The organism is Pseudomonas sp. YuFO20 (genome assembly GCF_035064975.1).
GTDB lineage: Bacteria > Pseudomonadota > Gammaproteobacteria > Pseudomonadales > Pseudomonadaceae > Aquipseudomonas > Aquipseudomonas putida_AE.
In genome coordinates this window covers 70,959-96,752 of the sequence record NZ_JAXDEO010000007.1, presented here as the reverse complement: position 1 = coordinate 96,752, position 25,794 = coordinate 70,959, and the positions used below count along the sequence as shown (strand labels likewise).

The window sequence follows — 25,794 nt, the reverse complement described above, 5'->3', positions numbered from 1 at the left end:
GGCACGACAAGGAACATCCGCACCCATGATCTCCAGCGACGAACATGCCCGCCTGCTGCGGCTGGCGACCCGTGCCTCGATGGCGGTGGCCTGCACGCTGATCGTCGCCAAAGCCATCGCCTGGTGGCTGAGCGGGTCGGTGAGCATGCTCGCCGGGTTGACCGACTCGGCACTCGACGGCGTAACCTCGCTGCTCAACTTGCTGGCCGTGCACTACGCCTTGCGCCCGGCCGATGACGACCATCGTTACGGACATGGCAAGGCCGAGTCGCTGGCCGGCATGGCCCAGGCGCTGTTCATTGGCGGCAGTGCGGTGTTGATTGCGCTACAGGCAGTGGACCGGTTCAAGCATCCGGAACCGGTGGGTGCACCGTGGATCAGCATCGGCGTGATCGTGTTTTCGCTGGGCCTGACCCTGGCGCTGCTGATGGTGCAGCATCGGGTGGTCAAGGCCACCGGCTCCAACGCTGTGCGCGCCGACTCCCTGCATTACCGTTCGGACATGCTGCTCAATGGCAGCATCCTGGTGGCGCTGGTGCTCGCCGGGTTTGGCTGGCATCGGGTCGACCCCTGGTTCGGCCTGGGGATTGCCGCGTACATCCTCTGGAGCGCGATCACGATTGCCAGGGAAAGTTTTGCCGTGTTGATGGACGAAGAGCTGCCGCCGGATGTCAGCCAGCACATGCTGGAACTGGCCTGCAGTGTGCCGGGGGTGTTGGGTGCCCATGATTTGCGGACAAGGATTTCCGGCAACCAATGGTTTGTGCAATTGCACCTGGAGTTGCCGGGGGAGCTGACCCTGTCAGTTGCCCACGGCATCAGCGATCAGGCCGCCGATGCAATTCATGCCGCCTACCCGCGGGCCGAAGTGCTGGTGCACGCGGATCCGATAAAGGCAGTTTCAAGCTCCAAGCTTGAAGCTACAAGATGAAGGCTTAGCGCTGACTTGTAGCTTGTTGCTTGAAGCTTGTAGCTTGTAGCTTGTAGCTGCTACTGAACCCGATAACCGCGACTGCTCAGGCATCCGCCCTGGGCCTGGCGGTAGGTCTGCACCACCGTCGGGTCCGGTTGATAAGTATCGACCCGCGGGTCAAAACCACTCTGCTCGACCGCCCAGCGGTAGCAATCGTAGCCATCCTGGTTGACCTGCTCCGGTGACTGGCCGCTGGCCGGATAGGCCTCCACGTCGTAGCCATTGCCACTCGCCAACGGTTGGCCGGGCGGCTCGACCACCACGTAATCCTGAGTGCTTTGCTGATAGGCGTAATAGGACCCCGCCGCCAGGAACAGCAACGATCCACCGATCCAGACTTCACGGGCGTAATCGGGCAGATACTGGATGCGAATCCCGCGCGGCGGCTGCACCACCACATAACGCGGACCTTGCGGGCGATACCAGTAGCCGCCGGAGTAGTAGTAATCCCGGCCCCCATAGGGCACTCGGTAGTCGCGGTCGGGGAAGCGGTCGATCACGTGCCCCGGACGATATTGCGGGCCGGGGCCCCATCCATTGCCGTGGCCACTGGGGCGACCCTGCCAATGGTTACTGTCATTGGACGGTGCGCCTATGTAGCCATTCCAGTGCTGGTTGGGATCGTTGCGCCGCGGCTCGTCCTGATAGTAACCACGCCGCGGCGGCTGAGTCTGTTGTACCGTGTCCGGTCGAGGCTGGATGGGCAGGTCATTGGCCGGCAGTTGCGGCGGTGGTGGCGGCGAGCGCACCCGGCTGTTGTAATCCGGCGCTGGACGGCTTTGCCCTTGGTTATTGTTGTGCGGATTCTGATTCTGGCCGTTGTCCTGATGCCCACCGCCCCCGTGTTGTCCACCCTCGGGGCCGCGGTTCTGCGGCTGATCGGCCAACGATTGCGCGCTGACACTGACACATAACAAACCAACACCGGCCAAACGCCAGATGCGCGATCTCATGCTTTTCCTCAATGCGGGTCAGGGCCTGTACGTAAGACTGGAAATGCACAGGCCGGTTCTGCAACAGGTTATCAGTCGCGCAACTTATTTATTGAGGGCGGGCGGCAAATGGCGCGCAAGAAAAAGGGGAGACCCGTCGGCCTCCCCTTGAGAACTTCGTCCGTGCTCGACGCTTTTGACGTCGGCTCACCTCACGCCGTCTTCTGGACAGTGTGTAGCTCGGGGGCCAGCACATCCCCTGTGGGGGTGGCGACCGCGGCGGGCCTGATTCGGCGGACCGCATTGGACTGTTTGTCCGAGCAGTGATTCTGGTGATAAGAATAGGCCTGGAGCACCGGCAGAGGATTGCGAAGATTGCTGAAATAAACATCACTTGCGCAATTTTTAACCCTGGATAGATAATCTGTCGCAATAGTTATGACAAGGGACCGTTTGATGAGCAAACTCGACCGATACGACCTGAGCATTCTGGCTGAATTGCAGCGTGACGCGCGCATTTCCAACCAGGAACTGGCCGAACGCATCGGCCTGTCGCCTTCACCCTGCTCACGGCGGGTCAAGCAACTGGAGGACGATGGCTACATTACCCGCCAGGTGGCCCTGCTCGACCGCAAAATGCTCGGCCTGAGCCTGACGGCGTACGTACTGATCGGCATGGACCGGCACACGCCGGAGCGCTTCGAAAACTTCGAAGCCGCCATCCGCACCTTGCCGCAGGTACTGGAATGCAGCCTGGTGACCGGGATGGATGCCGATTACCAACTCAAGGTGGTGGTGCCGGACATGGACCATTATCAGAAATTGCTGCTGGGGCACCTGACACGGATTGAGGGGGTGACCAGTGTGCGTTCGAGTTTTGTGCTTAATCAGGTTTTGAACAGCACCGAATTGCCTTTGACTCATCTGCGCAGTTGAGGACGCCTTCGCTGGCAAGCCAGCTCCTACAGGGTTTCATATGCGCTGGAGATTCATTGTAGGAGCTGGCTTGCCAGCGAAGGGGCCAGCACAGGCGACGAATAGCTGCGACACACTGCCGCAGGTCAACTCCCAGCCAATGTCCATTGGCGTATACTCCGCGCGCCCTTTCAGCCTCGCCCGCGCGGAGATGTTCAATGGATCCTGCAGTTTTTGAAGAGTGGATGATGACCGGCCTGGTCAGCATCCTGATCATTTTCATGGGTTTCATCGTCTGGGATCTGGCGAAGAAGTCCAAGGCCGGGCGGTTCGGCTCGTTCATCCTGTTTTTCGTGCTGGGGCTTGGCGTGGCGGCATTCGTCATCAAGAGCGTGGTGATCGGCCTGATCGAAACCGGCACTTTATAAGCGCGCCGGCACCTCTTTCCACTGGCCCTGATCGAGCCCCTCGATCGACCAGTCACCGATCCTGACCCGCACCAGCCGCAACGTCGGCAACCCGACCGCCGCGGTCATGCGGCGCACCTGCCGGTTGCGGCCTTCGCGAATCACCAGCTCCAGCCAATAGGTCGGCACACTTTTACGAAAGCGTACCGGCGGGTTGCGCGGCCACAACTGCGGCTCATCCAGTTGCCGCGCCTCGGCAGGCAGGGTCATGCCATCGTTCAATTCGACACCGTCACGCAAGCGCTGCAACTGCTCGGCGCTCGGCTCGCCTTCGACCTGCACCCAGTAGGTCTTGGCCAGTTTGTGTTTCGGGTCGGCGATGCGCGCCTGCAATTGGCCGTCGTTGGTCAGCAGCAGCAGGCCTTCGCTGTCGCGGTCCAGCCGTCCGGCGGGGTAGATCCCCGGAATGTCGATGTAGTCCTTGAGGGTCGCGCGCCCTTCTGCATCGCTGAATTGCGTCAGCACATCGAAGGGTTTGTTGAACAGGATCAACTTGGGCGCGGCCGGCGGCGCCTTGGCGACACGGCGCGGGGCTGTGGGGGATGGCTTTGCGCCAGGGCGGCGGGAAACAGGACGTGGCGGACGGGACATGGCGGACAAACATCTAACGGTCAGGGCTGCCAATGCTAGTAGCCCGACCGTTAAATGACCATCGCCAAATCAGCGGAATGGCGGCTCGTCGAAGCTGCGCAGCTTGCGCGAGTGCAACGAGTTGAGCTCGGTGCGCAGCAGATCCACGGCTTCGATGCCGATTTTCAAGTGCTGGCTGACCGCGCGTTCGTAGAAGGCGTTGGCCGAACCTGGCAACTTGATCTCGCTGTGCAGGGGTTTGTCCGACACGCACAGCAGCGTGCCGTAAGGCACCCGCAAGCGATAACCCTGGGCCGCGATCGTGCCGCTTTCCATGTCCACCGCCACCGCGCGGGACAGGTTGATCAGCGGCCGCTCCTGGGCCCAGCGCAGCTCCCAGTTACGATCGTCGTAAGTCAGTACGGTGCCGGTGCGCAGGCGCTTTTTCAGTTCGTCGCCCTTCTCGCCGGTGATGTTGGCCGCTGCCTGCTGAAGCGCAAGTTGCACTTCGGCCAAGGCCGGAATCGGAATGTTCGGCGGCACCACCCGGTCGAGAATGCCGTCACGGCGCATATAGGCGTGAGCCAGCACGTAGTCGCCAATGGTCTGCGACTGGCGCAGGCCACCACAGTGGCCGATCATCAGCCAGCAATGCGGACGCAGCACCGCCAGGTGGTCAGTGATGTTCTTGGCGTTGGACGGACCGACGCCGATATTGACCAGGGTCACGCCGTGACCGTCAGTGGCGATCAGGTGGTAGGCCGGCATCTGGTAGCGATGCCAGACCACGCCAGCGGCAATCGCCGAGGCTTCGCCGTGATCCATGCTCTTTTCGATGATCACGTTACCCGGCAGCACCATGCGCACGAAGCGCGGGTCGTTGCGCAATTGCTCCAGGCCATGGACGATGAACTGGTCGACGTAACGGTGATAGTTGGTCAGCAGGATCCACGGCTGTACATGCCGCCAGTCGCTGCCGGTGTAATGCACCAGGCGGCGCAGGGAAAAATCCACCCGGGCGGCATCGAACAGCGCCAGGGGCAGCGGATCGGTGTTTTCCCAATCGTACAAACCGTCGGCAATACCGTCGGTCGCCGCCGACAGGTCGGTACTCGGGAACACCCGCGCCAGCACGGCGGCGGTGACACCGGAACCGGCCAACTCATCGCCCTGCTCGACCACGTACGGATAAGGAATGTTCTGCTGGCTGACACCGACTTCCACGGTCACGGTGAAGTCGTGCATCAAGGGCACGAGCTGCTCCAGCAGGTATTTACGGAACGCGGCGGGATGGGTGACGGTGACGCTGTAGGTGCCCGGCAACTGGACCTTGGCGTAGGCGCGTGTGGTCTGCGGGACTTCGCCCTGGCAGTGGTAGGTCAGACGCAGTTCGGGATAACGAAACATCGCCCGTTGTTCGGCGTCCGGCTCGACACGATCCTTGAGATAACGCTTGAGCGCCTGGTTCAGCGCGGTGGTTGCACGATTGTGCAAGAGCGCAAGCCGGTCTACAGCTTGCTCGGCGGTTTGAACGACAATAAAAGCTTCGGTCACGATCAGCATCCTGTGTTCTGACTTGCAGGCCTTCATCTTGCCTGTATCGTCGCTTCACGGGAACCCTGTGGGAGCGGGCTTGCTCGCGAAAGCGGTGTCCCATTCAACATTGATGTTGACTGACAGTCCGCCTTCGCGAGCAAGCCCGCTCCCACAATGGTTTTGTAGTGTTCATGAACCTGAGTTCAGAATCCTTGCGGGGTGGACCGGGCGACTATCGCCTCCACATCCACTCCTCGCGGCAACCCACCGTAAACCCGGCCGCCACCCTTCAGACGACTGGCGATAAACCCGTCACTCACCGCCGCGTTACCCGCCTCCAGCAACAGCTTAGCCTGTAACCCAAGCGCAATATCCTCGGTCAATTGCCGCGCACGGTACTGAATGTCGCTGGTGTCCTTGAAAGCGCTCTGCAGCTGGCTGATGTGCGCGGCCAGGCGTTTGTCGCCATGACCATCGCCCAACTCGTTGAATAGCGCATCGAGCACACCCGGCTCCTTGGACAGGGCGCGCAGCACATCGAGACATTGCACGTTGCCGGAGCCTTCCCATGTCGAGTTCACCGGCGCCTCGCGGTAAAGGCGTGGCAGGATGCTGTCTTCGACGTATCCCGCGCCGCCCATGCACTCGGCGGCTTCGTTGATCATGGCCGGCGCGCGTTTGCAGATCCAGTACTTGCCCACCGCCGTCACCAGCCGGGCGAACTTCGCTTCCTGTGCGTTTTCCAGATGATCCAGCGCCTGGCCCATGCGCAGGCTCAAGGCCAGGGCGGCCTCGCTTTCCAGCGCCAGGTCGGCCAGCACGTTCTGCATCAAGGGCTGTTCGCTGAGCAACTTGCCGCCAACGCTGCGGTGGGCGCAATGATGGCTGGCCTGGGTCAGTGCCTGGCGCATCAACGAACTTGAGCCGACCATGCAATCGAAACGGGTCATGGCGACCATCTCGATGATCGTCGGCACGCCGCGCCCCTCTTCACCGACCATCCACGCCAGGGCACCGCGAAACTCCACTTCGCTGGAAGCGTTGGAGCAGTTGCCGAGTTTGTTTTTCAGGCGCTGGATGTAGAACTGATTGCGCGTATCGTCCGGACGATGTCGCGGCAGCAGGAAACAGGTCAGCCCCTTGTCCGTCTGCGCCAGCGTCAGGAAGGCATCGCACATGGGCGCCGAACAGAACCACTTGTGCCCCACCAGTTCGTACGGCTGGCCAGGACCGCTGGCGCCCACGGGATAAGCCTTGGTGGTGTTGGCGCGGACATCGGTGCCGCCTTGCTTCTCGGTCATCGCCATGCCGATGGTGACGCCGGCCTTGTGGGCCATGCCGACATTGCGCGGGTCATACTCGGTGGACAGAATCTTTGGCAGCCATTGATCTGCCAGGTCCGGTTGCAGGCGCATCGCCGGAACACTGGCAAACGTCATGGTCAGCGGGCAGCCACTGCCGGCTTCGGCTTGACTGTGCAAGTACGTCATGGAGGCGCGGGCGACATGGGCACCGTCCTGCGGATGAGCCCAGGGCAACGAAGTCAGGCCATGGCCGACCGCCGTGCGCATCAACTCGTGATAGGCCGGATGAAACTCCACCAGGTCGATGCGATGACCGTAGCGGTCATGGCTGCTGAACACCGGTTTGTTCTGGTTGGCCAGAAAGCCAGCTTCCATCAATGGTCCGCCGGCCAGCGCTCCGTATGCGTCAATCCGCGATTCGGCCCAACCGGCCCCAAAGCGCCGCGACCATTCCTGTAGCGGCAAATCGATGCGGTACAGGTTGGCGCCGTCCAGCGAGGGCGGCTGGTTGGTGACTTCGTGGGTTTCGGCGAACTGATGCAGGTTCATGACGGGGCTCCTTTGGTCAGCCAAGGGACTTCAGTTAAGCACCGCCCCTTGGCCGAACAAAGTGTCATATCTGCCTAACTGTCGGCACTTTCGCCCTGTTCAGTACAGAGCACTCGACGATAAAGCGCGGCTTGCAAGTCCTCGAACTTCACCGGTTTGCTCAAATGGACGATCTGCGCGCCGCTCGGGCAGCGCTCCCGGTCGGTACCCAGGGCGATCATGAACACCGGCAGTTGCGCGCAACCGGGCATTGCCCGGATCTCGCAGCACACGGAAACGCCGTCCAAAGACTGCAACTGACAATCGACCAGCACCGCATCGAACGTTTCACGCTGCAGCAAATCGAGCGCGGCGTGACCGCTGTCAGCCGTGCGCACACGGAATCCGAGCTTGAGCAACATACCGCGCATCACCAACTGATTGACGTTGCTGTCATCCACCAGCAATACGCTGCAATCCTGGGGCAGGCGCATTTGTGCCAACTGCCGCATCGCGAGTGGCGTGGCAGGCCGCTCCGGTGCCGGCAGGTCAAATTCGACGTCAAGCTGAAACCGGCTGCCACGCCCAGGCTCGGAGCGGTGTGTCAGGCGCCCGCCAAGCAGCTCCACTAATTGTCGGCAGATGGCCAGGCCGACACCCAGCCCGCCGTACTCGCGCGTCATCGAACCGTCGAGCTGGAAGAAGCGCTGATACATCGTCGCCTCCCCAAGGTCGGTGAAGCCGATACCGGTGTCGATCACCGCAAAGGACAACGCCAGTCGCTCGGGGTTGAGCGTTTTCCCCGTGACCCGCAGCGCCAGTCCGCCGACCCGGGTGAACTTGATGGCGTTATCCAGCAGGCACTCCAGGCATTGCGCCAACTTGGCGCTGTCGCCGTGCAGGCGATCCGGCACACCCGGTGCCACATCGACCTTGAAGTCCAGCGATTTGCTCGAGGCATTGCCGTCGAACTGTGCACGCAAGGCCTCGACCACGGCGCGCAAACTGAAGGTGGACGGGGTCGCCTGGAGCTTGCCCGCCTGCAACTCGGTGAGGGTGAGAATGCCGTTGACCATGCGCATCATGTCCCGCGCCGACCCCGCGGCCGTTTGCTGATATTGCTCCAGCTCAGGATCCATCTCGACGGTCTGCATCAGCTCCAGCGACCCGATCACGCCATTCATGGGTGTGCGCAACTCGTGGGTCAGGGTGGCGAGGAATTCGTCCTTGAGCTTGTTGCTGTGCGCCAGTTGCTGGTTAAGCACCTCAAGCTTTTGCCCCGCCTCGAACAGGGTTTGCGCCTGCTGCTCACGCATGGCGTTGATGCGGTCGGCCAGGGCCATGGACAGGAGCGCCACTTCGATGGCCGAGCCAATCTGGCTGGAGTACATGGTCAGGAACACGTTCGGCAGGTAACCCAGCACCATCAAGGTATTGATGATGCCGCCGAGCAGAAACGCCGACCAGGCAATGATGAAATATCGCGCGACCCGCAAGCCACGCAGCCAGGCAAAAATCCCCGCGGCAAAGATCACCACCGTGAAAGTCAGTGCCAGGGTCGTGGCCAGGCGCAACGCCAGGGCGTAGCTGGTCATCAGGGACAACCCGACCACCAGCGCGCCGAACGCCACCAATGCCAACAGCAAGCGGTCCATCCAGCGGCTGAGGGTAGCGGTCTGCAGGAAGCTGCGGGCGAATTGGCTGCCGAACAACCCGGCGCAACCGATGAAAAACGGCGTCGAGGCGTTGGCCCACCAGGGATTGTCTGGCCAGAAGTACTGCACGGCGGCGCCGTTCACCGACAGCTGATACAAGCCGAACGAGGCGATGTAGAAGATGTAGTAGAGGTAGCTGGTATCGCGCACGCTGAGGTAGATGAACAGGTTGTAGACCAGCATCCCCAGCAGTACACCGTAGATAAGCCCCAGCACATAGAGGCGCACCGGCTGGTCTTCGAGATACGCCGTGCTGGACCACAGCGTGACCGGCGCCTGGATCGACCCCTGGCTTTGCAGGCGCAGGTACAGGGTTTGCGCCTGGTCAGGGGTAAAATCCACAGTGAACAGGTAGTTGTTCTGGCGGATTTCGCGACTGTCGAACGGCAAGGCATCGCCGGTTTGCCTGGCCAATTCATAGTTTCCGCTTGCATCAGGCAGATACAGGTCGAGGTGATCGAGCGGTGGGTACGCCAATTCCAGCAGCCAGGTCCTTTGCGCAGCCGGGTCGGTCGGGCGGTAATGCAGATCGATTTTCAGCCAGAACACCGAACGCGAGTAACCGGCGTTGAGGGTGGCTTTATCATGCGCCTTGAAGTTGCCGGCCGCGGCCTGCGCACGGACATCCGCGACGGTCAACTGACCACCGACATCTTCAAACACTTGCAGGGTTCGCCCGAGGGGAAGGCTTTGGGTGAGTTCATTGAACTCAACGGCGTTCGCCAAGAGGGGCAAACACAACACAAACATCAGCAAATAGCGCATTCATGCCCCAGCGTGGCCTGTCCGGTCCTGTCAGGAAGCCCCCCATTCCTTTTGAGTAGACGTAAGACCGGTGATACCTGTTATTGGTTTGGATCCACTCTAGCATAGCCGTTGATGGCTAATGAGCACTACCAAAATTTTTCCTACAAAGGCTCTAGCACGGGCGTTCCAGCGAAGATTATTGAGATAGAGCCCGCGCCCCATGTAGGAGCTGCCGAAGGCTGCGATCTTTTGAAGGTCGCGCAGCTGTCTGCGGTTATGCGCACGCACCGAAAAAAGATGTTTGGTGGTAAGCTCGCGCACCATGAATATCTACAGCTCTCGCCCCGTTGTCCTCTGTCTCTCCGGCCACGACCCAAGTGGTGGCGCCGGCTTGCAGGCAGATATCGAAGCCTTGCTCGCTCAGGGTTGCCATGCGGCTCCGGCCGTCACCGCCCTGACCGTGCAGGACACTGTCAATGTCACTGATTTCCGCGTGCTCGACCGTGAGTGGGTGTTGGCCCAGGCCAACGCCGTGCTCAACGATTCCGAAGTCGCGGCCGTCAAGCTCGGCATGCTCGGCTCCCTGGAAATGGTCGACACCGTGGTCGAACTGCTCTCGGCGCACCCGCACTTGCCGGTGGTCTGTGACCCGGTGCTGCGTGCCGGCGGCGGCGGTCGCCTGGGCAAGGACGAAGTCGGCTACGCCATGCGCGAACGCCTGCTGCCGCTCTCGATCATCGCCACCCCCAACCTTCCCGAAGCCCGGATCCTCGCCGAACTGCCGGAAGGCACCGCGGACCAGTGCGCTGAAAAACTCCTGCCGTTCGTCAAACACCTGCTGATCACCGGCGGCCATGGCGACGAAACCGAAATCCACAACCGCCTGTACAGCCGCGATGGCTTGCGCGAAACCTACACCTGCCAACGCCTGCCCGGCAGTTATCACGGTTCGGGTTGCACCCTGGCCAGTGCCCTTGCCGGCCGTCTGGCCCAAGGTGAAAACCTCGCCAGCGCCGTACAGACTGCACTTAACTACACGTGGCGCACCCTGCGCGATGCGGAGCAGTTGGGCAAAGGCCAATTCGTGCCACGCCGCCTGCCTCTGGACTTCTGTTCGTAACGCCATGAGGCCTGCTCGATGAAACTACGTGGCCTGTACGCCATTACCGACAGCCAGTTGCTGGCCGGTAAATTCCTTTCGTACGTGGAGGCGGCGCTGGAAGGCGGCGTCACCCTGCTGCAGTATCGCGACAAGAGCAGCGATGAAGCCCGTCGACTGCGCGAGGCCGAGGCCCTGCGCGATCTGTGTGAACGCTACAAGACCCGATTGATCATCAACGACGACGCCGAGCTCGCCGCACGCCTGAACGTGGGCGTGCATCTGGGCCAGACCGATGGCCCGCTGTCGCCGACCCGCGCCTTGCTCGGCTCCAAAGCCATCATCGGCTCGACTTGCCACGCGCAACTCGATCTGGCCGAGCAAGCTGCCAGGGAGGGCGCCACTTATGTCGCCTTCGGCCGCTTCTTCAATTCCACCACCAAGCCCGGCGCACCGACCTGCAGCCTCGACTTGCTCGACCAGGCCCGCAAGCAGTTGCACCTGCCGATCTGCGCGATCGGCGGCATCACCCTGGACAACGCCGCCCCGCTGGTGGCCCACGGCGTCGATCTGCTGGCGGTGGTGCATGGCCTGTTCGGCGCCCAGAGCACGGCTGAAGTGACCCGCCGCGCCCGCGCCTTCAACGAACTACTAAAAATCTGATTTTGAGAGCCCGATCATGTCTCGTTCCGAAACGCTGTTTGCCAATGCCCAGAAACACATTCCCGGTGGCGTGAACTCGCCGGTTCGCGCGTTCAAGAGCGTTGGCGGCACGCCGTTGTTCTTCAAGCACGCCGAAGGCGCCTACGTCACCGATGAAGACGACAAGCGTTATGTGGATTACGTCGGCTCCTGGGGCCCGATGATCCTCGGCCACAGCCACCCGGATGTCCTGGACGCCGTGCGCAAGCAGCTTGAACACGGCTTGTCCTATGGCGCACCGACCGAGATGGAAACCCAGATGGCTGATCTGGTCTGCTCGCTAGTGCCCTCGATGGAAATGGTGCGCATGGTCAGCTCCGGCACCGAAGCAACCATGAGCGCAATCCGCCTGGCCCGTGGTTTCACCGGTCGCGACAGCATCATCAAGTTCGAAGGCTGCTACCACGGTCACTCCGACAGCCTGCTGGTCAAGGCCGGCTCCGGCGCCCTGACCCAAGGCGTGCCGAGCTCGGCGGGTGTACCGGCGGCGTTCGCCAAACACACCCTGACCCTGCCGTTCAACGACATCGATGCGGTTGAAGCCATGCTCGCCGAAGTCGGCCAGGATGTGGCGTGCATCATCGTCGAGCCGGTCGCCGGCAACATGAATTGCGTGCCACCGGCCCCAGGCTTCCTCGAAGGCCTGCGGACCTTGTGCGACAAGCACGGCGTGGTGCTGATTTTCGACGAAGTGATGACCGGTTTCCGTGTTGCCCTCGGCGGCGCCCAGGCTCACTACGGCGTGACGCCAGACCTGACCACCTTCGGCAAGATCATCGGCGGTGGCATGCCGGTGGGTTGCTTCGGCGGCAAGCGCGAAATCATGTCGCGCATCGCCCCGCTGGGTCCGGTCTATCAAGCCGGTACATTGTCGGGTAACCCGCTGGCGATGGCGGCAGGCCTGACCACCTTGCGCCTGATCAGCCGTCCGGGCTTCCACGACGAACTGACCGACTACACCACTCGCCTGCTCGACGGCTTGCAAGTGCGTGCGGATGCGGCAGGCATTCCCTTTGTGACCACCCAGGCCGGCGGCATGTTCGGCCTGTACTTCAGTGGCGCCGACGACATCGTGACCTTCGATGACGTGATGGCCAGCGACGCAGCCTTGTTCGGCCGCTTCTTCCACCTGATGCTGGAAGGTGGCGTGTACCTGGCGCCAAGCGCTTTCGAAGCCGGCTTCACCTCGATCGCCCACGGCGAAGCCGAGTTGAAACTGACCCTGGATGCCGCCGAGCGCGCATTTGCTGCACTGAAGTAACGCCGTAGCGCTGACGCTGGCCATAACCAGCGTCAGCTTTTGCCTACGCTCCTGCCCTTTTTCCTACTCATCTGCTAATAATCCCGAACAAAGTGGGCGATATATTTCCCGCGCAGCAGAAAAACGAGTAAAGACTTTGTAAGGTTGGCCCTGCTTATTTCATAATGCGCGCTTATTGGATCCCCTCGATGGGTCCGCGCGCCCCTCAGAGGTAAGTCGATTCCCATGAACCGCACCGGCCGCGCCCTTTCACTGGGCTGCCTGTTGCTCCTTCAGCCCCTGCTCGCGCTCGCACAAGCAGGCGGTAACTCGTTGTTAATCCCAGCGATGGGTCGCTGCACCCTCAATACCCAGCCGCAAGACCTGGCCCAGGCACTTGCCGCCTGCCAGAAAGCGTCGGATGAAGGGGATGCTCAAGCGCAATACGAGTTGGGTGAGTTCTACTACGACGGTAAAAACGCGCCACGCGATCTCAATAAAGCCTTGAGCTACTTCGAAAAGGCCTCGCTGCAAGGCCACGCCCAGGCCCAATTCAAACTCGGTACCATGTTCTTTCATGGCGAAGGCGTACCGGCCAATAACATTCAGGCGTATATCGTGCTGAAGATGGCCGCGGTCAACGGCGCGGAAGAAGCACTGGACACCGCCGACGAAGTCGCCGAACAAATGCCCCGCCAGGAACTGGAAGTCGCCACCCAGGTGCTGGGGCAAATTTTCCGTAAATACCTGATGGAATTGCAGAGCGCCGATGGGCGTACGCCGTTCGCGCCGCTTCCCTGATTTCTGTATTGATCTGTCTGGCCCCTTCGCGAGCAAGCCCGCTCCCACATTCAATCTCTTCACTGGAGATCCATTGTGGGAGCGGGCTTGCTCGCGAAGCAGGCGACTCGGTCTTGAGCCTTACTTCTCAGGCATCGGCACCGGAAACGGCATCACATTGCCGACCGTGCCGCGGGCTTCGCTGATTTTCGGTGTGCCCAGGCGCTCGACCTCGTCGATGCGCACGATCGAATGCATCGGCACGAAACTGCGCACGACCCCTTCGAACTGGGCCTTGAGCTTCTCTTCGCTCGGGTCGACGACTACCTGTGTGCGCTCGCCAAAGACGAACTCTTCCACTTCCAGGAAGCCCCACAGATCGCTCTGATAGATCTGCTTGGCGTACATTTCGAACACCTGGCCCTGGTTGAGGAAAATCACCTTGTAGATTGGAGCTTCACGTTTGGTCATGGCAGGCGAAACACATCGGGGATAAAAATGAGGGCGCGAACTATAGCATAGCCGCCGGACGCGCAGCGGTAGGAACCTGAGTGCATGTTCCCTATAATGCGCGGTTCTTTGAATCACGTGATGACCCTGTCCATGGCCAAGAAGCTTTACATCGAAACCCACGGTTGCCAGATGAACGAGTACGACAGCTCGCGCATGGTCGATCTGCTGGGCGAACACCAGGCCCTGGAAGTCACCGCGCGCGCTGAAGACGCCGACGTGATTCTGCTCAACACCTGCTCGATCCGCGAGCGCGCCCAGGACCGCGTCTATTCCCAGCTGGGCCGCTGGCGCGAACTGAAGCTGGCCAACCCGGACATGGTGATCGCCGTCGGTGGCTGCGTGGCCAGCCAGGAAGGCGCCGCCATTCGCGATCGCGCGCCGTACGTCGACGTGGTGTTCGGCCCGCAGACCCTGCATCGCCTGCCGGAAATGATCGACGCCGCACGCATCAGCAAGCTGCCGCAAGTCGACGTCTCGTTCCCCGAAATCGAAAAATTCGACCATTTGCCCGAGCCGCGCATCGATGGCCCGAGCGCCTACGTGTCGGTGATGGAAGGTTGCAGCAAATACTGCACGTTCTGCGTGGTGCCCTACACCCGCGGTGAAGAGGTCAGCCGGCCGTTCGACGACGTGATTGCCGAAATCATTCACCTGGCCGAACACGGCGTGCGCGAAGTGACGCTGCTCGGGCAGAACGTCAACGGCTATCGCGGCAAGACCCACGACGGTCGCCTGGCGGATCTGGCCGAACTGATCCGCGTGGTCGCCGCGGTCGATGGCATCGACCGCATCCGCTACACCACCTCGCACCCGCTGGAATTCTCCGACAGCCTGATCCAGGCCCACGCCGACGTGCCGGAACTGGTGAAACACCTGCACCTGCCGGTGCAATCGGGCTCGGACCGGATCCTCGCGGCGATGAAACGCAACCACACGGCGCTGGAATACAAATCCAAACTGCGCAAGCTGCGCGCCGCCGTGCCGGGAATCTGCATCAGTTCGGACTTCATCGTCGGCTTCCCCGGCGAGACTGAAAAAGACTTCGAACAGACCATGAAGCTGATCCAGGACGTCGGCTTCGACTTCTCCTACTCCTTCGTCTACAGCCAGCGCCCGGGTACACCCGCCGCCGACCTGGCCGATGAGACGCCGGAAGAGCTGAAGAAAGAGCGCCTCAACGCCCTGCAACATCGCCTGAACCAGCAAGGTTTCGAGATCAGCCGACAGATGGTCGGTTCGATTCAGCGGATTCTTGTAACCGATTATTCCAAGAAAGACCCCGGCGAGCTGCAAGGCCGAACCGAGAATAACCGTATCGTCAACTTCCGCTGCGACAATCCGACCCTCATCGGCCAGTTCGCGGACGTGCACATCGACGCCGCACAGCCACACTCGCTGCGGGGCTCGCTGATCCAATAACTCCGAAGATCCCTGTGGGAGCGGGCTTGCTCGCGAAGACGGCGCGTCAGTCGACATTAATGGCGCTGACAGACCGCATTCGCGAGCAAGCCCGCTCCCACAGGTACAGCGCCACACGCGGGAATCAGATTGGTCTGTATAAGAGCTTTCGCACCCGCGCCACTGGCGCTATCCTTGAATCATCCCAATTGCCCCAGGGCGGCTAAATACGACCTTGAACGCACCCATCGAACCACATCGTTTCATCCTCGAGCCCTTTGAGGCTCGCCGCTTCGCCAATCTGTGCGGGCAATTCGACGAGCATTTGCGCTTGATCGAACAGCGCCTGACCATCGAGATCCGCAACCGCGGAAACCAGTTCGAGCTGATCGGCGAGCCAAAACACACCACCTCCGCGGAAAATCTCCTGCGCCGCCTGTACCGGGAAACCAAGGGTACCGAGCTGTCACCGGACTTGGTGCACCTGTTCCTGCAGGAATCCGCCGTCGAAGAGCTGGATAACCACTCGCCCGCCGAAGCCTCCGTCGCCCTGCGCACCAAGAAAGGCATGATTCGCCCTCGCGGCTTGAATCAATTGCGCTATGTGAAGGAAATCCTCGGTAACGACATCAACTTCGGCATTGGCCCGGCCGGTACCGGCAAGACCTACCTGGCCGTCGCCTGTGCGGTAGATGCGCTGGAACGCGAGCAGATCCGCCGCATCCTGCTGGTGCGCCCGGCGGTCGAAGCGGGCGAAAAACTCGGCTTCCTGCCCGGCGACCTGTCGCAGAAAATCGACCCATACCTGCGCCCGCTCTACGACGCACTGTATGAAATGCTCGGTTTCGAATACGTCGCCAAGCTGATCGAGCGCCAGGTGATCGAAGTCGCGCCACTGGCCTACATGCGTGGCCGGACGCTGAACAACAGCTTCATCATCCTCGACGAAAGCCAGAACACCACGGTCGAGCAGATGAAAATGTTCCTGACCCGGATCGGCTTCGGCTCCACGGCTGTCATCACCGGTGACATCACCCAGGTCGACCTGCCTCGCGGCACCAAGTCCGGGCTGCACCATGTGATCGAAGTCTTGAAGGATGTGCCGGGCATCAGCTTCACGCACTTCCAGCCCAAGGACGTTGTGCGCCATCCATTGGTGCAGCGGATTGTCGAAGCCTACGAGCGCTTCGAAACCAAAGCGGCCGATGATGCCGCCGCCAGGGACAGCCGACGCGATGCTTGAGCTTGACCTGCAAATCGCGACCCAAGCTCCCGCCCCCAGCGAAGCCGAGTTCCGCCAATGGTGCGAACTGGCCCTGCGCCAGCGCACCGCAGACTCGGAAATGACCATTCGCCTGGTCGACGAAGCCGAAGGCCGCGAACTGAACAACACCTGGCGGCACAAGGATTACGCCACCAACGTCCTGTCGTTCCCTGCCGATGTACCGGACGAGTTTCTAGACATCCCGCTGCTGGGTGACCTGGTGATCTGCGTGGCGGTGGTCGAGCGCGAAGCCACCGAGCAGGGCAAGGAACTCAAGGCCCACTGGGCGCATCTCGTGATCCACGGCTGCTTGCATCTGCTTGGTTACGACCATATTGAAGATGACGAAGCCGAAGAGATGGAAGCACTGGAACGAACGTTGCTTGCAGAACTGGGCTATCGCGATCCGTACGCGGACGACGAAATCGAAGTACCCCCTACCGAAACAACAAAGGATTCAGAGTAATCGCTATGAGCGAAGATCGATCGAGCAACGGGCAGAAGTCTTGGCTGGGTAAGCTCACCCAGGCTTTTGCCCACGAGCCGAAGAACCGCCAGGAGCTGCTGGAGCTGCTGCGCGATGCACACCAGAACAAACTGCTGGACAGCGAAGCGCTGGCCATCGTCGAAGGCGCTATCCAGGTGGCCGACCTGCAGGTACGGGACATCATGGTCCCGCGCTCGCAGATGGTCAGCATCAAGGCGACCCAGACACCTCGCGAGTTCCTGCCTGCCGTGGTCGATTCGGCCCACTCCCGCTACCCGGTGATCGGCGAAAGCCACGATGACGTGATGGGCGTGTTGCTGGCCAAGGACTTGCTGCCGTTGATCCTCAGGGAGAACGGCGACAGTTTCAACATCAAGGACCTGCTGCGCCCGGCCACGTTCGTGCCGGAGTCCAAGCGCCTGAACGTACTGCTGCGTGAGTTCCGCGCCAACCACAACCACATGGCCATCGTCATTGACGAATACGGCGGCGTGGCGGGCCTGGTGACCATCGAAGACGTGCTGGAACAGATCGTCGGCGACATCGAAGACGAGCACGACGTCGAAGAAGACAGCTACATCAAGCCACTGCCCAGCGGCGACTTCCTGATCAAGGCCCTGACGCCGATCGAGAACTTCAACGAGTTCTTCGACAGCGAATTTTCCGACGACGAGTTCGACACCGTGGGCGGCCTGGTGATGAGCGCGTTCGGGCACTTGCCAAAACGCAACGAAATCACTGAAATCGGCGCCTATCGCTTCCGCATCCTGAACGCCGACAGTCGGCGGATTCACTTGCTGCGACTGACACCTATCGCCCGGTAAAACCTAAGGATTGAAATGCGCTGGACAACCCGCCCCGGCTGGCCCGGTAACCTGCTGGCCGTGGCGGCCGGTGCAATCACCACCCTGGCCCTGGCGCCGTTCGATATCTGGCCACTGGCACTGCTGGCGGTCGGGCTGTTCTATGCCGGCTTGCGTGAACTGAATCCACGCCAGGCCCTGGGGCGTGGCTGGTGTTTCGGCTTCGGCCTGTTTGGCGCCGGCACCAGTTGGATCTACTACAGCATTCATCACTTCGGTGGCGCGTCGGTGCTGTTGGCCGGCTTCCTGATGCTGATCTTCACGGCGGCGATTGCCTGGTTCTTCGCCCTGCCCGCCTGGATTTGGGCGCGCTGGTTGCGGCGCAATGAAGCACCACTGGCAGACACCCTGGCCTTCGCGGCGCTGTGGGTCGGCCAGGAAGCGTTTCGTGGCTGGTTCCTGACCGGTTTCCCATGGCTCTACTCTGGCTACAGCCAGCTTGACGGCCCCCTGGCCGGCCTCGCGCCGGTTGGCGGGATGTGGCTGATATCCTTCACCCTGGCCCTGACGGCTGCATTGATCTACAACGCCGTGCGCCTGGTGCGCACGGGGCGCAAAGGCTTCATCGCCGTGGGCGTTGTGTTGCTGGCAGGCCCGTGGGTGGCCGGCCTGGCGCTCAAGCACCACGCCTGGACCAGCCCGTCGGGCACCCCGCTGAGTGTCGCGGCGCTCCAGGGCAACATCGAACAGAGCATGAAGTGGGACCCGGCGCAGCTCAACGCGCAATTGGAGCTGTACCGCGACATGAGCTTCAGCTCGAAACGGGTCGACTTGCTGATCTGGCCGGAAACCGCGGTCCCGGTGCTCAAGGAATCTGCCCAGGGCTACCTGGACATGATGGGGAAATTCGCCGCCGAGCGCGATTCAGCCATGATCACCGGCGTACCGATCCGCGAAGTCGTCCACCAGCAGAAACGTTTCTACAACGGCATTACCGTGGTGGGCGAAGGCGACGGCACCTACCTCAAACAAAAGCTGGTGCCGTTTGGCGAATACGTGCCGTTGCAGGATGTGCTGCGGGGCCTGATCGCGTTCTTCGACCTGCCCATGTCGGACTTTGCCCGCGGTCCTTCCGACCAGGCCATGTTGCAAGCCAAGGGTTACCAGATTGCGCCGTTCATCTGCTACGAAGTGGTGTACCCGGAGTTCGCCGCCGGCCTTGCCGCGCAAAGCGACCTGCTGCTGACCATCAGCAACGACACCTGGTTCGGCACCTCCATCGGCCCGCTGCAGCACTTGCAGATGGCGCAGATGCGCGCGCTCGAGGCGGGCCGCTGGATGATCCGCGCGACCAACAATGGCGTGACCGGCCTGATCAACCCGTTTGGCCAGATCACCACGCAGATCCCGCAGTTCGAACGCGGCATCCTGTACGGCGAAGTGGTGCCAATGCACAACCTCACACCGTACCTGCAATGGCGGTCGTGGCCATTGATCATTGTTTGTGTGCTGTTGTTTGGCTGGGCGTTGATTGCCAGCCGGATGGCCAAGACCGTCTGAAGATTTGTGTCGCCTGCAAAAGATCGCAGCCTGCGGCAGCTCCTACAGGGGATTGCATTCCAATTGTAGGAGCTGCCGAAGGCTGCGATCTTTTGCTTTTCAGCGGTAGAAAAGCCTATAAGCGATCTGCCCCACTGCCTCATTCAACAACTGCCCGCTGCGCCAGATGGCCTTGAATTCCGGCATCCAGCCGCCCAGCGGCTCGGCGTTGTTCACGCCCAGGAATCCGACTGGTGCCGGCACCACTTCAAACCCGGCCTTCTGGAAACTCCAGACCGCGCGCGGCATGTGCCAGGCCTGGGTGACCACCACCACGCGCTTGATGCCCTCAGGCAACAGGACTTCGGCGCTGAATGTCGCGTTTTCCCAGGTGGTTCGGCTTTGCCCTTCCTGCCACCGCACAGCCACGCCAAAATCATCGCGCATTGAGTCAGCCATCATTTTGGCTTCGGTGGGCGGCGAGCCGTAATGCAAGCCACCACTGGTCAGGATCGGCAAGCCCGAGGCCTTTGCCAGGCGAGCGGCATAGCGTTCTCGCTCCAGGGCCATTCCGGTGGGTTGATCACTGCCCCAGGCCAGGTCACCCCGTTCGCGCCCGGCCCCCAGCACCACGATCGCATCGGCGCGCTGGGCCAGGGTTGCCCACTCGTCGCGAGGCAAAGGGGCTTCACGCTCAAGGAGCCCGGCGCCCCATTGCACCATCACCGGCAGGCTCATCAACCAGAACCCGCCCACGCCCAGCGCAAAACACCATCCGGCAAGGCGCGGTCTTGAGCGGCGCCACCACCAGGCGAGCACCAGCAACAGGATAAGGACGCCGGGCGGCATCAGAAGGTGTTTCACGAAATAGCGAAAAGGCATCGGGCATCTCCTTAAAGATGCCCGAAGCCTAAGTGGGTTGACGCAATGCGACAATAAATACGGAAGGACTATGCTTCAAAAAACCGTGGAGCATGGCTCTATGCCTTACTTGAACTGCAGGGACCGGACCTTTACCGCGTCTCTGCCAGGTATTTTGTCCTTGAGCCAGATGATCTTGGCCGAACGTGGTGCATCGAGTTGCTTCACTGCTTCAGACAAGCATCCCTGCGTTTCACGCTCACTGCGATCGAGGTACGCCTTGACCAGTGCAAACTCTGCGGGGCTCAAGCCACGCAACTCCAGTTCCAAAGGGCGTTCATCGCGCAGCCGACCAGCTGTTTTGGCTGCATCAAGGGCCATGCCCAAACGATCGATCAGTCTTTCGTACAACTCCGGTTTTGTAGCTTTTTGCCGTGACTCAACCATCCCTCACCTCATTGGAAGATAAGACCTACTCCCCATTTAGAGCTTAGCTTCCATCGACAAACCGGCTGGACGCCGCGACCAACGGCCCTCGCAGCGGTTTTTGCGAGACGCGCGGCAGTAATCAGGGTTTCCCTCGATAGAGTGCGGTCATGTATGCTACGGCGCTTCCTGTAACTCCACTTCCAGCTCCTCTGGACACCGAAACGCCGAATTGGCGCACTCACCGTCCAAGGTCGCATTGAAGAGGATTAGGCCACCCCTATTCAGTTCAAAAGTAGCCATGCACGAACAATATCAGCCCCGTGAAATCGAAGCCGCCGCCCAGTCGTTCTGGGACGAGCAAAAGTCCTTTGAAGTCAGTGAACAGCCAGGCAAGGAGACCTACTACTGCCTGTCGATGTTCCCTTACCCCAGCGGCAAGCTACACATGGGGCACGTGCGCAACTACACCATCGGCGACGTGATCTCCCGCTACCAGCGCATGCTCGGCAAGAACGTCCTGCAACCCATGGGTTGGGACGCCTTCGGCATGCCGGCGGAAAACGCCGCGATGAAGAACAACGTAGCGCCCGCCAAGTGGACCTACGAGAACATCGCCTACATGAAGACCCAGCTGCGCAGCCTGGGCCTGGCGGTGGACTGGTCGCGCGAAGTGACCACCTGCAAGCCCGATTACTACCGCTGGGAACAATGGCTGTTCACTCGCCTGTTCGAAAAAGGTGTGATCTACAAGAAAAGCGGCACCGTGAACTGGGACCCGGTCGACCAGACCGTCCTGGCCAACGAGCAGGTGATCGACGGTCGCGGCTGGCGTTCCGGCGCGCTGATCGAAAAGCGCGAAATCCCGATGTACTACTTCAAGATCACCGCCTACGCGGATGAGCTGCTGGAGAGCCTCGACGAACTGACTGGCTGGCCTGAACAGGTCAAGACCATGCAGCGCAACTGGATCGGCAAATCCCGCGGCATGGAAGTGCAGTTCCCGTACAACGTCGACTCCATCGGCGAAGCCGGTGCACTGAAAGTCTTCACCACCCGTCCGGATACCCTGATGGGCGCGACCTATGTCGCCGTGGCTGCCGAGCATCACCTGGCCGCCCTCGCCGCCAAAAACAACCCGGAGTTGCAAGCGTTCATCGCCGAATGCAAGGGCGGTAGCGTCGCCGAAGCCGACGTCGCCACCCAGGAGAAAAAAGGCCTGCCGACCGGCCTGTTCGTCGAGCACCCTTTGACCGGCGAAAAACTGCCGGTATGGGTCGCCAACTACGTGCTGATGCACTACGGCGACGGCGCGGTGATGGCTGTTCCGGCCCACGACGAACGCGATTTCGAGTTCGCCCACAAGTACAACCTGCCGGTCAAATCCGTGGTGCGCACAAGCGCAGGTGACACCAACCCGGCGCCATGGCAAGACGCCTACGGTGAGTACGGCACGCTGATCAATTCCGGCGAGTTCGACGGCCTGGACTTCGCGGGTGCCTTCGACGCCATCGAAGTGGCGCTGATCAAGAAAGAACTGGGCGCCTCGCGCACCCAGTTCCGCCTGCGCGACTGGGGCATCAGCCGTCAGCGCTACTGGGGCTGCCCGATCCCGATCATCCACTGCAATACTTGCGGCGACGTGCCGGTGCCGGAAGATCAATTGCCTGTCGTGCTGCCGGAAGACGTCGTACCCGATGGCGCCGGTTCGCCACTGGCGCGCATGCCCGAGTTCTACGAGTGCAGCTGCCCGAAATGCGGCCAGCCTGCCAAGCGTGAAACCGACACCATGGACACCTTCGTCGAGTCCTCGTGGTACTACGCCCGCTACGCCTCGCCGCACTTTGAAGGTGGCCTGGTAGAGAAATCGGCGGCCGACCACTGGTTGCCGGTGGACCAGTACATCGGCGGTATCGAACACGCGATCCTGCACCTGCTCTACGCGCGCTTCTTCCACAAGCTGATGCGCGACGAAGGGCTGGTGAGCTCCAACGAGCCGTTCAAGAACCTGCTGACCCAGGGCATGGTAATCGCCGAGACTTACTACCGTCGCGAAGCCAACGGTGCCTACACCTGGTTCAACCCGGCGGACGTCGAGCTCGAACGCGACAGCAAGGCCAAGGTCATCAGCGCCAAGCTGATCGCCGACGGTCTGCCGGTGGAAATCGGTGGCACCGAGAAGATGGCCAAGTCGAAGAACAACGGCGTTGACCCACAGTCGATGATCGACCAGTTCGGCGCCGACACCTGCCGTCTGTTCATGATGTTCGCCTCGCCACCTGACATGAGCGCGGAATGGTCCGACTCCGGGGTCGAAGGTTCGCACCGCTTCCTCAAGCGCGTCTGGCGCCTGGCTCAAACGCACGTCACCCAGGGCCTGCCGGGCAAACTGGACGTCGCCAGCCTGAACGACGAGCAGAAAGCCATTCGCCGTTCGATCCACCAGGCCATCAAGCAGGCCAGCCACGACGTCGGCCAGAACCACAAATTCAACACCGCCATCGCCCAGGTGATGACGCTGATGAACGTGCTGGAAAAAGCCGCACAAGGCACCGAACAGGACCGTGCGCTGGTTCAGGAAGGCCTGGAAACCGTGACCCTGCTGCTGGCGCCGATCACCCCGCACATCAGCCACGAGCTGTGGCATCGCCTGGGTCACGCCGACCCGGTGATCGACGCCGCCTGGCCGGTTCTGGACGAAAGCGCCCTGGTGCAGGACAGCCTGACGCTGGTCATCCAGGTCAACGGCAAGCTGCGCGGCCAGATAGAAATGCCCGCCAGCGCCAGTCGCGAAGACGTCGAAGCCGCCGCCCGGGCCAACGAGAACGTGCTGCGTTTCGTCGATGGTCTGACCATTCGCAAAGTGATCGTGGTGCCCGGAAAACTGGTCAACATCGTCGCCAGCTAATTGGATCAGGCGCCTGGCCATGCCAGGCGCCGAATAAAACCTTTCGGGCCGCTTGATTGGCCCACATGGTTTCAAGGGGAGCAACACAATGATCAAACGCAACTTGCTGGTGATAGGCCTCGCAGTCCTGTTGAGCGCCTGTGGCTTCCAGCTACGTGGCACCGGCACCACCGAACTGGCGATCAAGGAACTCGACCTGAGCGCCCGCGACGCCTACGGCGAAACCGTGACACAACTGCGCCAGTCGCTGGTCAGCAGCGGCGTCAACGTCTACACCGGCGCCCCCTACAAACTCATCCTGACTGACCAGCAGGAATCCCAGCGCATCCTCAGCTACGCAGGCGCCGGTCGTACGGGCGAATATCAACTGAGCACGGTACTCAGCTATGACATTCGCGGCCAGGGCAACCTGCCCCTGCTGAGCGACAAACTCGAAGTGCAGAAGGTGTTCATCCATGACGGCAACAACCTGGTAGGTTCCGACCAGGAAGCCAGCGATGCCCGCAGGGAAATGCGTCGCGAGCTGGTTCAACGCATGATGTTGCGCCTGCAGCAATTCACCCCGGCCCAGCTGGACCAGTTGCAGCAAACGGCGGCAGCCAAGGCCAAGGCGGAAGCCGCGGCGCTGGAAGCAGCGCAGAAGGCTGAAGCGGAAACACCGCGCCAGTCTCCCATCGAACTGCCTCGTCAGTAAGCCTTACGGGGCGCCCCGGCGCCCCGTTTGCCCCCTCTTATGAAGCTCGCCCCTGCCCAACTCGCCAAACACCTGCAAGGCGCCCTCGCGCCGGTCTACGTCATCAGTGGCGATGACCCCTTGCTGTGCCAGGAAGCCGCCGACGCCATCCGCACGGCCGCGCGCCAACAAGGCTTCGACGAACGCCAGGTGTTCGCCGCCGACGCCAGCTTCGACTGGGGAACCTTGCTGCAAGCCGGCGCCAGCATGTCGCTGTTCGCCGAAAAACGCCTGCTGGAATTGCGCCTGCCTTCCGGAAAACCCGGTGATAAAGGTGCTGCCGCGCTCATTGAGTACTGCTCGCGACCAGCGGAAGACACGCTGCTGTTGATCAGCCTGCCGAAGCTTGATGGCAGCGCGCAGAAAACCAAATGGGGCAAGGCGCTGGTCGAAGGCCAACAGACCCAGTTCGTGCAGATCTGGCCGGTGGATGCCAACCAGTTGCCCAGCTGGATCCGTCAGCGCCTGTCCCAGGCCGGGCTGTCCGCCAGCCAGGACGCCGTCGAGTTGATCGCCGCCCGGGTCGAGGGCAACTTGTTGGCCGCCGCCCAGGAAATCGAAAAGCTCAAGCTGATGGCCGAAGGCGGCCAGATCACCATCGAAACCGTACAGGCCGCGGTGGCCGACAGTGCACGCTTTGACGTTTTCGGCCTGACCGATGCCATTCTCAATGGCGAAGCCGCCCACGCGCTGCGGATGCTCGAAGGGCTTCGCGGTGAAGGCGTCGAGCCCCCGGTGATTCTCTGGGCCCTGGCCCGGGAACTGCGGCTGCTGGCCAACATTTCCTTGCAGTACAGCCAGGGCACGCCACTGGACAAGGCCTTCAGCCAGGCCAGACCGCCGGTCTGGGACAAGCGCAAACCACTGATGAGCAAGGCCCTGCAACGCTATTCGGCGCAACGCTGGGCGCAATTGCTGCTCGAAGCCCAGCGCATTGACGCGCAGATCAAGGGCCAGGCGGCGGGTTCGCCGTGGATGAGCTTGAGTCGCCTGACGTTGTTGATGGCTGGGCAGCGATTGTCGTTGCCTGCTGAATAAAATCAAAAGATCGCAGCCTCAAAAAACACACATGCATTTGCGCTATAGACAGCCGCCCAACTTCGGCCGATGATTTGCCCCGCAAAAAACCCTCACTTGCGAGCGCCCACCATGAGCAAAAAGCCGTCCAAACGCGGCCCCAACAAGGCCAAATCCATCATCGCCCAGCCATTGTTCCGCAGCCGACAGGAACGAGCCGGCAAGGGTAAAGGCAGCTACCGCCGCGAAGCCTTCCAGTCTGACAACTGGGAGGCTTCTTACTTTCTGGCGGCCTGAAAGGCAAGCAACCGCTCAACATGTTAAGGTCTATACCTGA

At 61.4% G+C, this 25,794-nt stretch carries 24 protein-coding genes; 16 read left to right on the top strand and 8 right to left on the bottom strand.

Features of this window, described 5'->3' with window-relative positions; translation table 11 throughout:
* The first annotated feature begins 25 nt into the window (after positions 1-25).
* Positions 26-931 carry a cation diffusion facilitator family transporter gene (locus SOP85_RS06090; protein WP_323626391.1) on the top strand — a complete coding sequence of 302 codons (906 nt, stop codon included), beginning with the start codon at positions 26-28 and terminating at the stop codon, positions 929-931.
* A 59-nt stretch (positions 932-990) separates the two neighbouring features.
* Here SOP85_RS06090 and SOP85_RS06085 read toward each other — a convergent pair whose 3' ends face one another.
* Positions 991-1,926, bottom strand: a complete 936-nt coding sequence (locus SOP85_RS06085; protein ID WP_323626390.1) for a DUF6515 family protein — start codon at positions 1,924-1,926, stop codon at positions 991-993.
* A 435-nt stretch (positions 1,927-2,361) separates the two neighbouring features.
* Between SOP85_RS06085 and SOP85_RS06080 the strand changes: the two genes are divergently transcribed.
* Both SOP85_RS06080 and SOP85_RS06075 read left to right on the top strand, forming a co-directional pair.
* Positions 2,362-2,841 (top strand): Lrp/AsnC family transcriptional regulator, encoded by a 480-nt coding sequence (locus SOP85_RS06080; protein ID WP_007894448.1) that lies wholly within the window; start codon positions 2,362-2,364, stop codon positions 2,839-2,841.
* Positions 2,842-3,038: 197 nt separating this feature from the next.
* On the top strand, positions 3,039-3,248 hold the full coding sequence (locus tag SOP85_RS06075) for a DUF2788 domain-containing protein (RefSeq protein WP_046815823.1): 210 nt from the start codon (positions 3,039-3,041) through the stop codon (positions 3,246-3,248).
* Here the strand turns inward: SOP85_RS06075 and SOP85_RS06070 are convergent.
* The 4 genes from SOP85_RS06070 to SOP85_RS06055 form a co-directional block, all read right to left on the bottom strand.
* Entirely contained in the window at positions 3,243-3,878 is a 636-nt protein-coding gene (locus tag SOP85_RS06070) for a pseudouridine synthase (RefSeq protein ID WP_274074475.1), read from the bottom strand. The two genes, SOP85_RS06075 and SOP85_RS06070, sit on opposite strands and share 6 nt — an antisense overlap.
* Positions 3,879-3,947: 69 nt before the next feature.
* A complete protein-coding gene (amn, locus tag SOP85_RS06065; protein WP_274074474.1) occupies positions 3,948-5,447 on the bottom strand; it encodes an AMP nucleosidase in 1,500 nt (499 codons plus the stop codon).
* A gap of 149 nt (positions 5,448-5,596) precedes the next feature.
* On the bottom strand, positions 5,597-7,246 hold the full coding sequence (locus SOP85_RS06060) for an acyl-CoA dehydrogenase family protein (protein ID WP_323626389.1): 1,650 nt from the start codon (positions 7,244-7,246) through the stop codon (positions 5,597-5,599).
* Between the two features lie 74 nt (positions 7,247-7,320).
* Positions 7,321-9,705, bottom strand: a complete 2,385-nt coding sequence (locus tag SOP85_RS06055; RefSeq protein WP_323626388.1) for a 7TM diverse intracellular signaling domain-containing protein — start codon at positions 9,703-9,705, stop codon at positions 7,321-7,323.
* Positions 9,706-10,009: 304 nt separating this feature from the next.
* Between SOP85_RS06055 and SOP85_RS06050 the strand changes: the two genes are divergently transcribed.
* The 4 genes from SOP85_RS06050 (at position 10,010) to SOP85_RS06035 (ending at position 13,529) form a co-directional block, all read left to right on the top strand.
* Positions 10,010-10,807 (top strand): hydroxymethylpyrimidine/phosphomethylpyrimidine kinase, encoded by a 798-nt coding sequence (locus SOP85_RS06050; protein ID WP_046815827.1) that lies wholly within the window; start codon positions 10,010-10,012, stop codon positions 10,805-10,807.
* An 18-nt stretch (positions 10,808-10,825) separates the two neighbouring features.
* On the top strand, positions 10,826-11,449 hold the full coding sequence (gene thiE / locus SOP85_RS06045; RefSeq protein WP_323626387.1) for a thiamine phosphate synthase: 624 nt from the start codon (positions 10,826-10,828) through the stop codon (positions 11,447-11,449).
* Between the two features lie 16 nt (positions 11,450-11,465).
* Positions 11,466-12,749, top strand: a complete 1,284-nt coding sequence (gene hemL / locus SOP85_RS06040) for a glutamate-1-semialdehyde 2,1-aminomutase (protein ID WP_008066019.1) — start codon at positions 11,466-11,468, stop codon at positions 12,747-12,749.
* Positions 12,750-12,974: 225 nt separating this feature from the next.
* On the top strand, positions 12,975-13,529 hold the full coding sequence (locus SOP85_RS06035) for a tetratricopeptide repeat protein (protein WP_274074470.1): 555 nt from the start codon (positions 12,975-12,977) through the stop codon (positions 13,527-13,529).
* Positions 13,530-13,649: 120 nt separating this feature from the next.
* Here the strand turns inward: SOP85_RS06035 and SOP85_RS06030 are convergent, their stop codons facing one another.
* Positions 13,650-13,979 (bottom strand): DUF1820 family protein, encoded by a 330-nt coding sequence (locus SOP85_RS06030; protein WP_008066015.1) that lies wholly within the window; start codon positions 13,977-13,979, stop codon positions 13,650-13,652.
* A 132-nt stretch (positions 13,980-14,111) separates the two neighbouring features.
* Here SOP85_RS06030 and miaB point away from each other — a divergent pair, with 132 nt between their 5' ends.
* The 5 genes from miaB (at position 14,112) to lnt (ending at position 19,533) form a co-directional block, all read left to right on the top strand.
* Positions 14,112-15,440: a tRNA (N6-isopentenyl adenosine(37)-C2)-methylthiotransferase MiaB gene (gene miaB / locus SOP85_RS06025; RefSeq protein WP_274074603.1), complete on the top strand. Its 1,329-nt coding sequence runs from the start codon at positions 14,112-14,114 to the stop codon at positions 15,438-15,440.
* Positions 15,441-15,654: 214 nt separating this feature from the next.
* Complete coding sequence (locus SOP85_RS06020) at positions 15,655-16,662, top strand: PhoH family protein (RefSeq protein WP_274074469.1); 1,008 nt, start codon at positions 15,655-15,657, stop codon at positions 16,660-16,662.
* A complete protein-coding gene (ybeY, locus tag SOP85_RS06015) occupies positions 16,655-17,149 on the top strand; it encodes an rRNA maturation RNase YbeY (protein WP_274074468.1) in 495 nt (164 codons plus the stop codon). Before SOP85_RS06020 ends, ybeY begins: the two co-directional genes overlap by 8 nt.
* Before the next feature lie 5 nt (positions 17,150-17,154).
* Positions 17,155-17,994, top strand: coding sequence for an HlyC/CorC family transporter (locus SOP85_RS06010; protein WP_046815833.1), 840 nt, complete (start codon positions 17,155-17,157; stop codon positions 17,992-17,994).
* 15 nt (positions 17,995-18,009) lie between these two features.
* Entirely contained in the window at positions 18,010-19,533 is a 1,524-nt protein-coding gene (gene lnt / locus SOP85_RS06005) for an apolipoprotein N-acyltransferase (protein WP_323626386.1), read from the top strand.
* A gap of 99 nt (positions 19,534-19,632) precedes the next feature.
* On the opposite strand, the gene SOP85_RS06000 is transcribed toward lnt, so the two are convergent.
* Together SOP85_RS06000 and SOP85_RS05995 are read right to left on the bottom strand one after the other, a co-directional pair.
* A complete protein-coding gene (locus tag SOP85_RS06000) occupies positions 19,633-20,394 on the bottom strand; it encodes a YdcF family protein (protein ID WP_274074466.1) in 762 nt (253 codons plus the stop codon).
* A gap of 105 nt (positions 20,395-20,499) precedes the next feature.
* Positions 20,500-20,820 carry a hypothetical protein gene (locus SOP85_RS05995; RefSeq protein ID WP_274074465.1) on the bottom strand — a complete coding sequence of 107 codons (321 nt, stop codon included), beginning with the start codon at positions 20,818-20,820 and terminating at the stop codon, positions 20,500-20,502.
* Positions 20,821-21,100: 280 nt separating this feature from the next.
* On the opposite strand from SOP85_RS05995, the gene leuS reads away from it, so the two are divergent.
* The 4 genes from leuS to arfA all read left to right on the top strand — a co-directional run bounded on the left by leuS (position 21,101) and on the right by arfA (position 25,754).
* A complete protein-coding gene (gene leuS / locus SOP85_RS05990) occupies positions 21,101-23,707 on the top strand; it encodes a leucine--tRNA ligase (protein WP_323626385.1) in 2,607 nt (868 codons plus the stop codon).
* An 88-nt stretch (positions 23,708-23,795) separates the two neighbouring features.
* Entirely contained in the window at positions 23,796-24,401 is a 606-nt protein-coding gene (locus SOP85_RS05985; protein WP_274074463.1) for an LPS-assembly lipoprotein LptE, read from the top strand.
* 39 nt (positions 24,402-24,440) lie between these two features.
* Positions 24,441-25,478: a DNA polymerase III subunit delta gene (gene holA, locus SOP85_RS05980; RefSeq protein WP_323626384.1), complete on the top strand. Its 1,038-nt coding sequence runs from the start codon at positions 24,441-24,443 to the stop codon at positions 25,476-25,478.
* A 111-nt stretch (positions 25,479-25,589) separates the two neighbouring features.
* Positions 25,590-25,754: an alternative ribosome rescue factor ArfA gene (arfA, locus tag SOP85_RS05975; protein WP_056855798.1), complete on the top strand. Its 165-nt coding sequence runs from the start codon at positions 25,590-25,592 to the stop codon at positions 25,752-25,754.
* Positions 25,755-25,794: the final 40 nt, after the last annotated feature.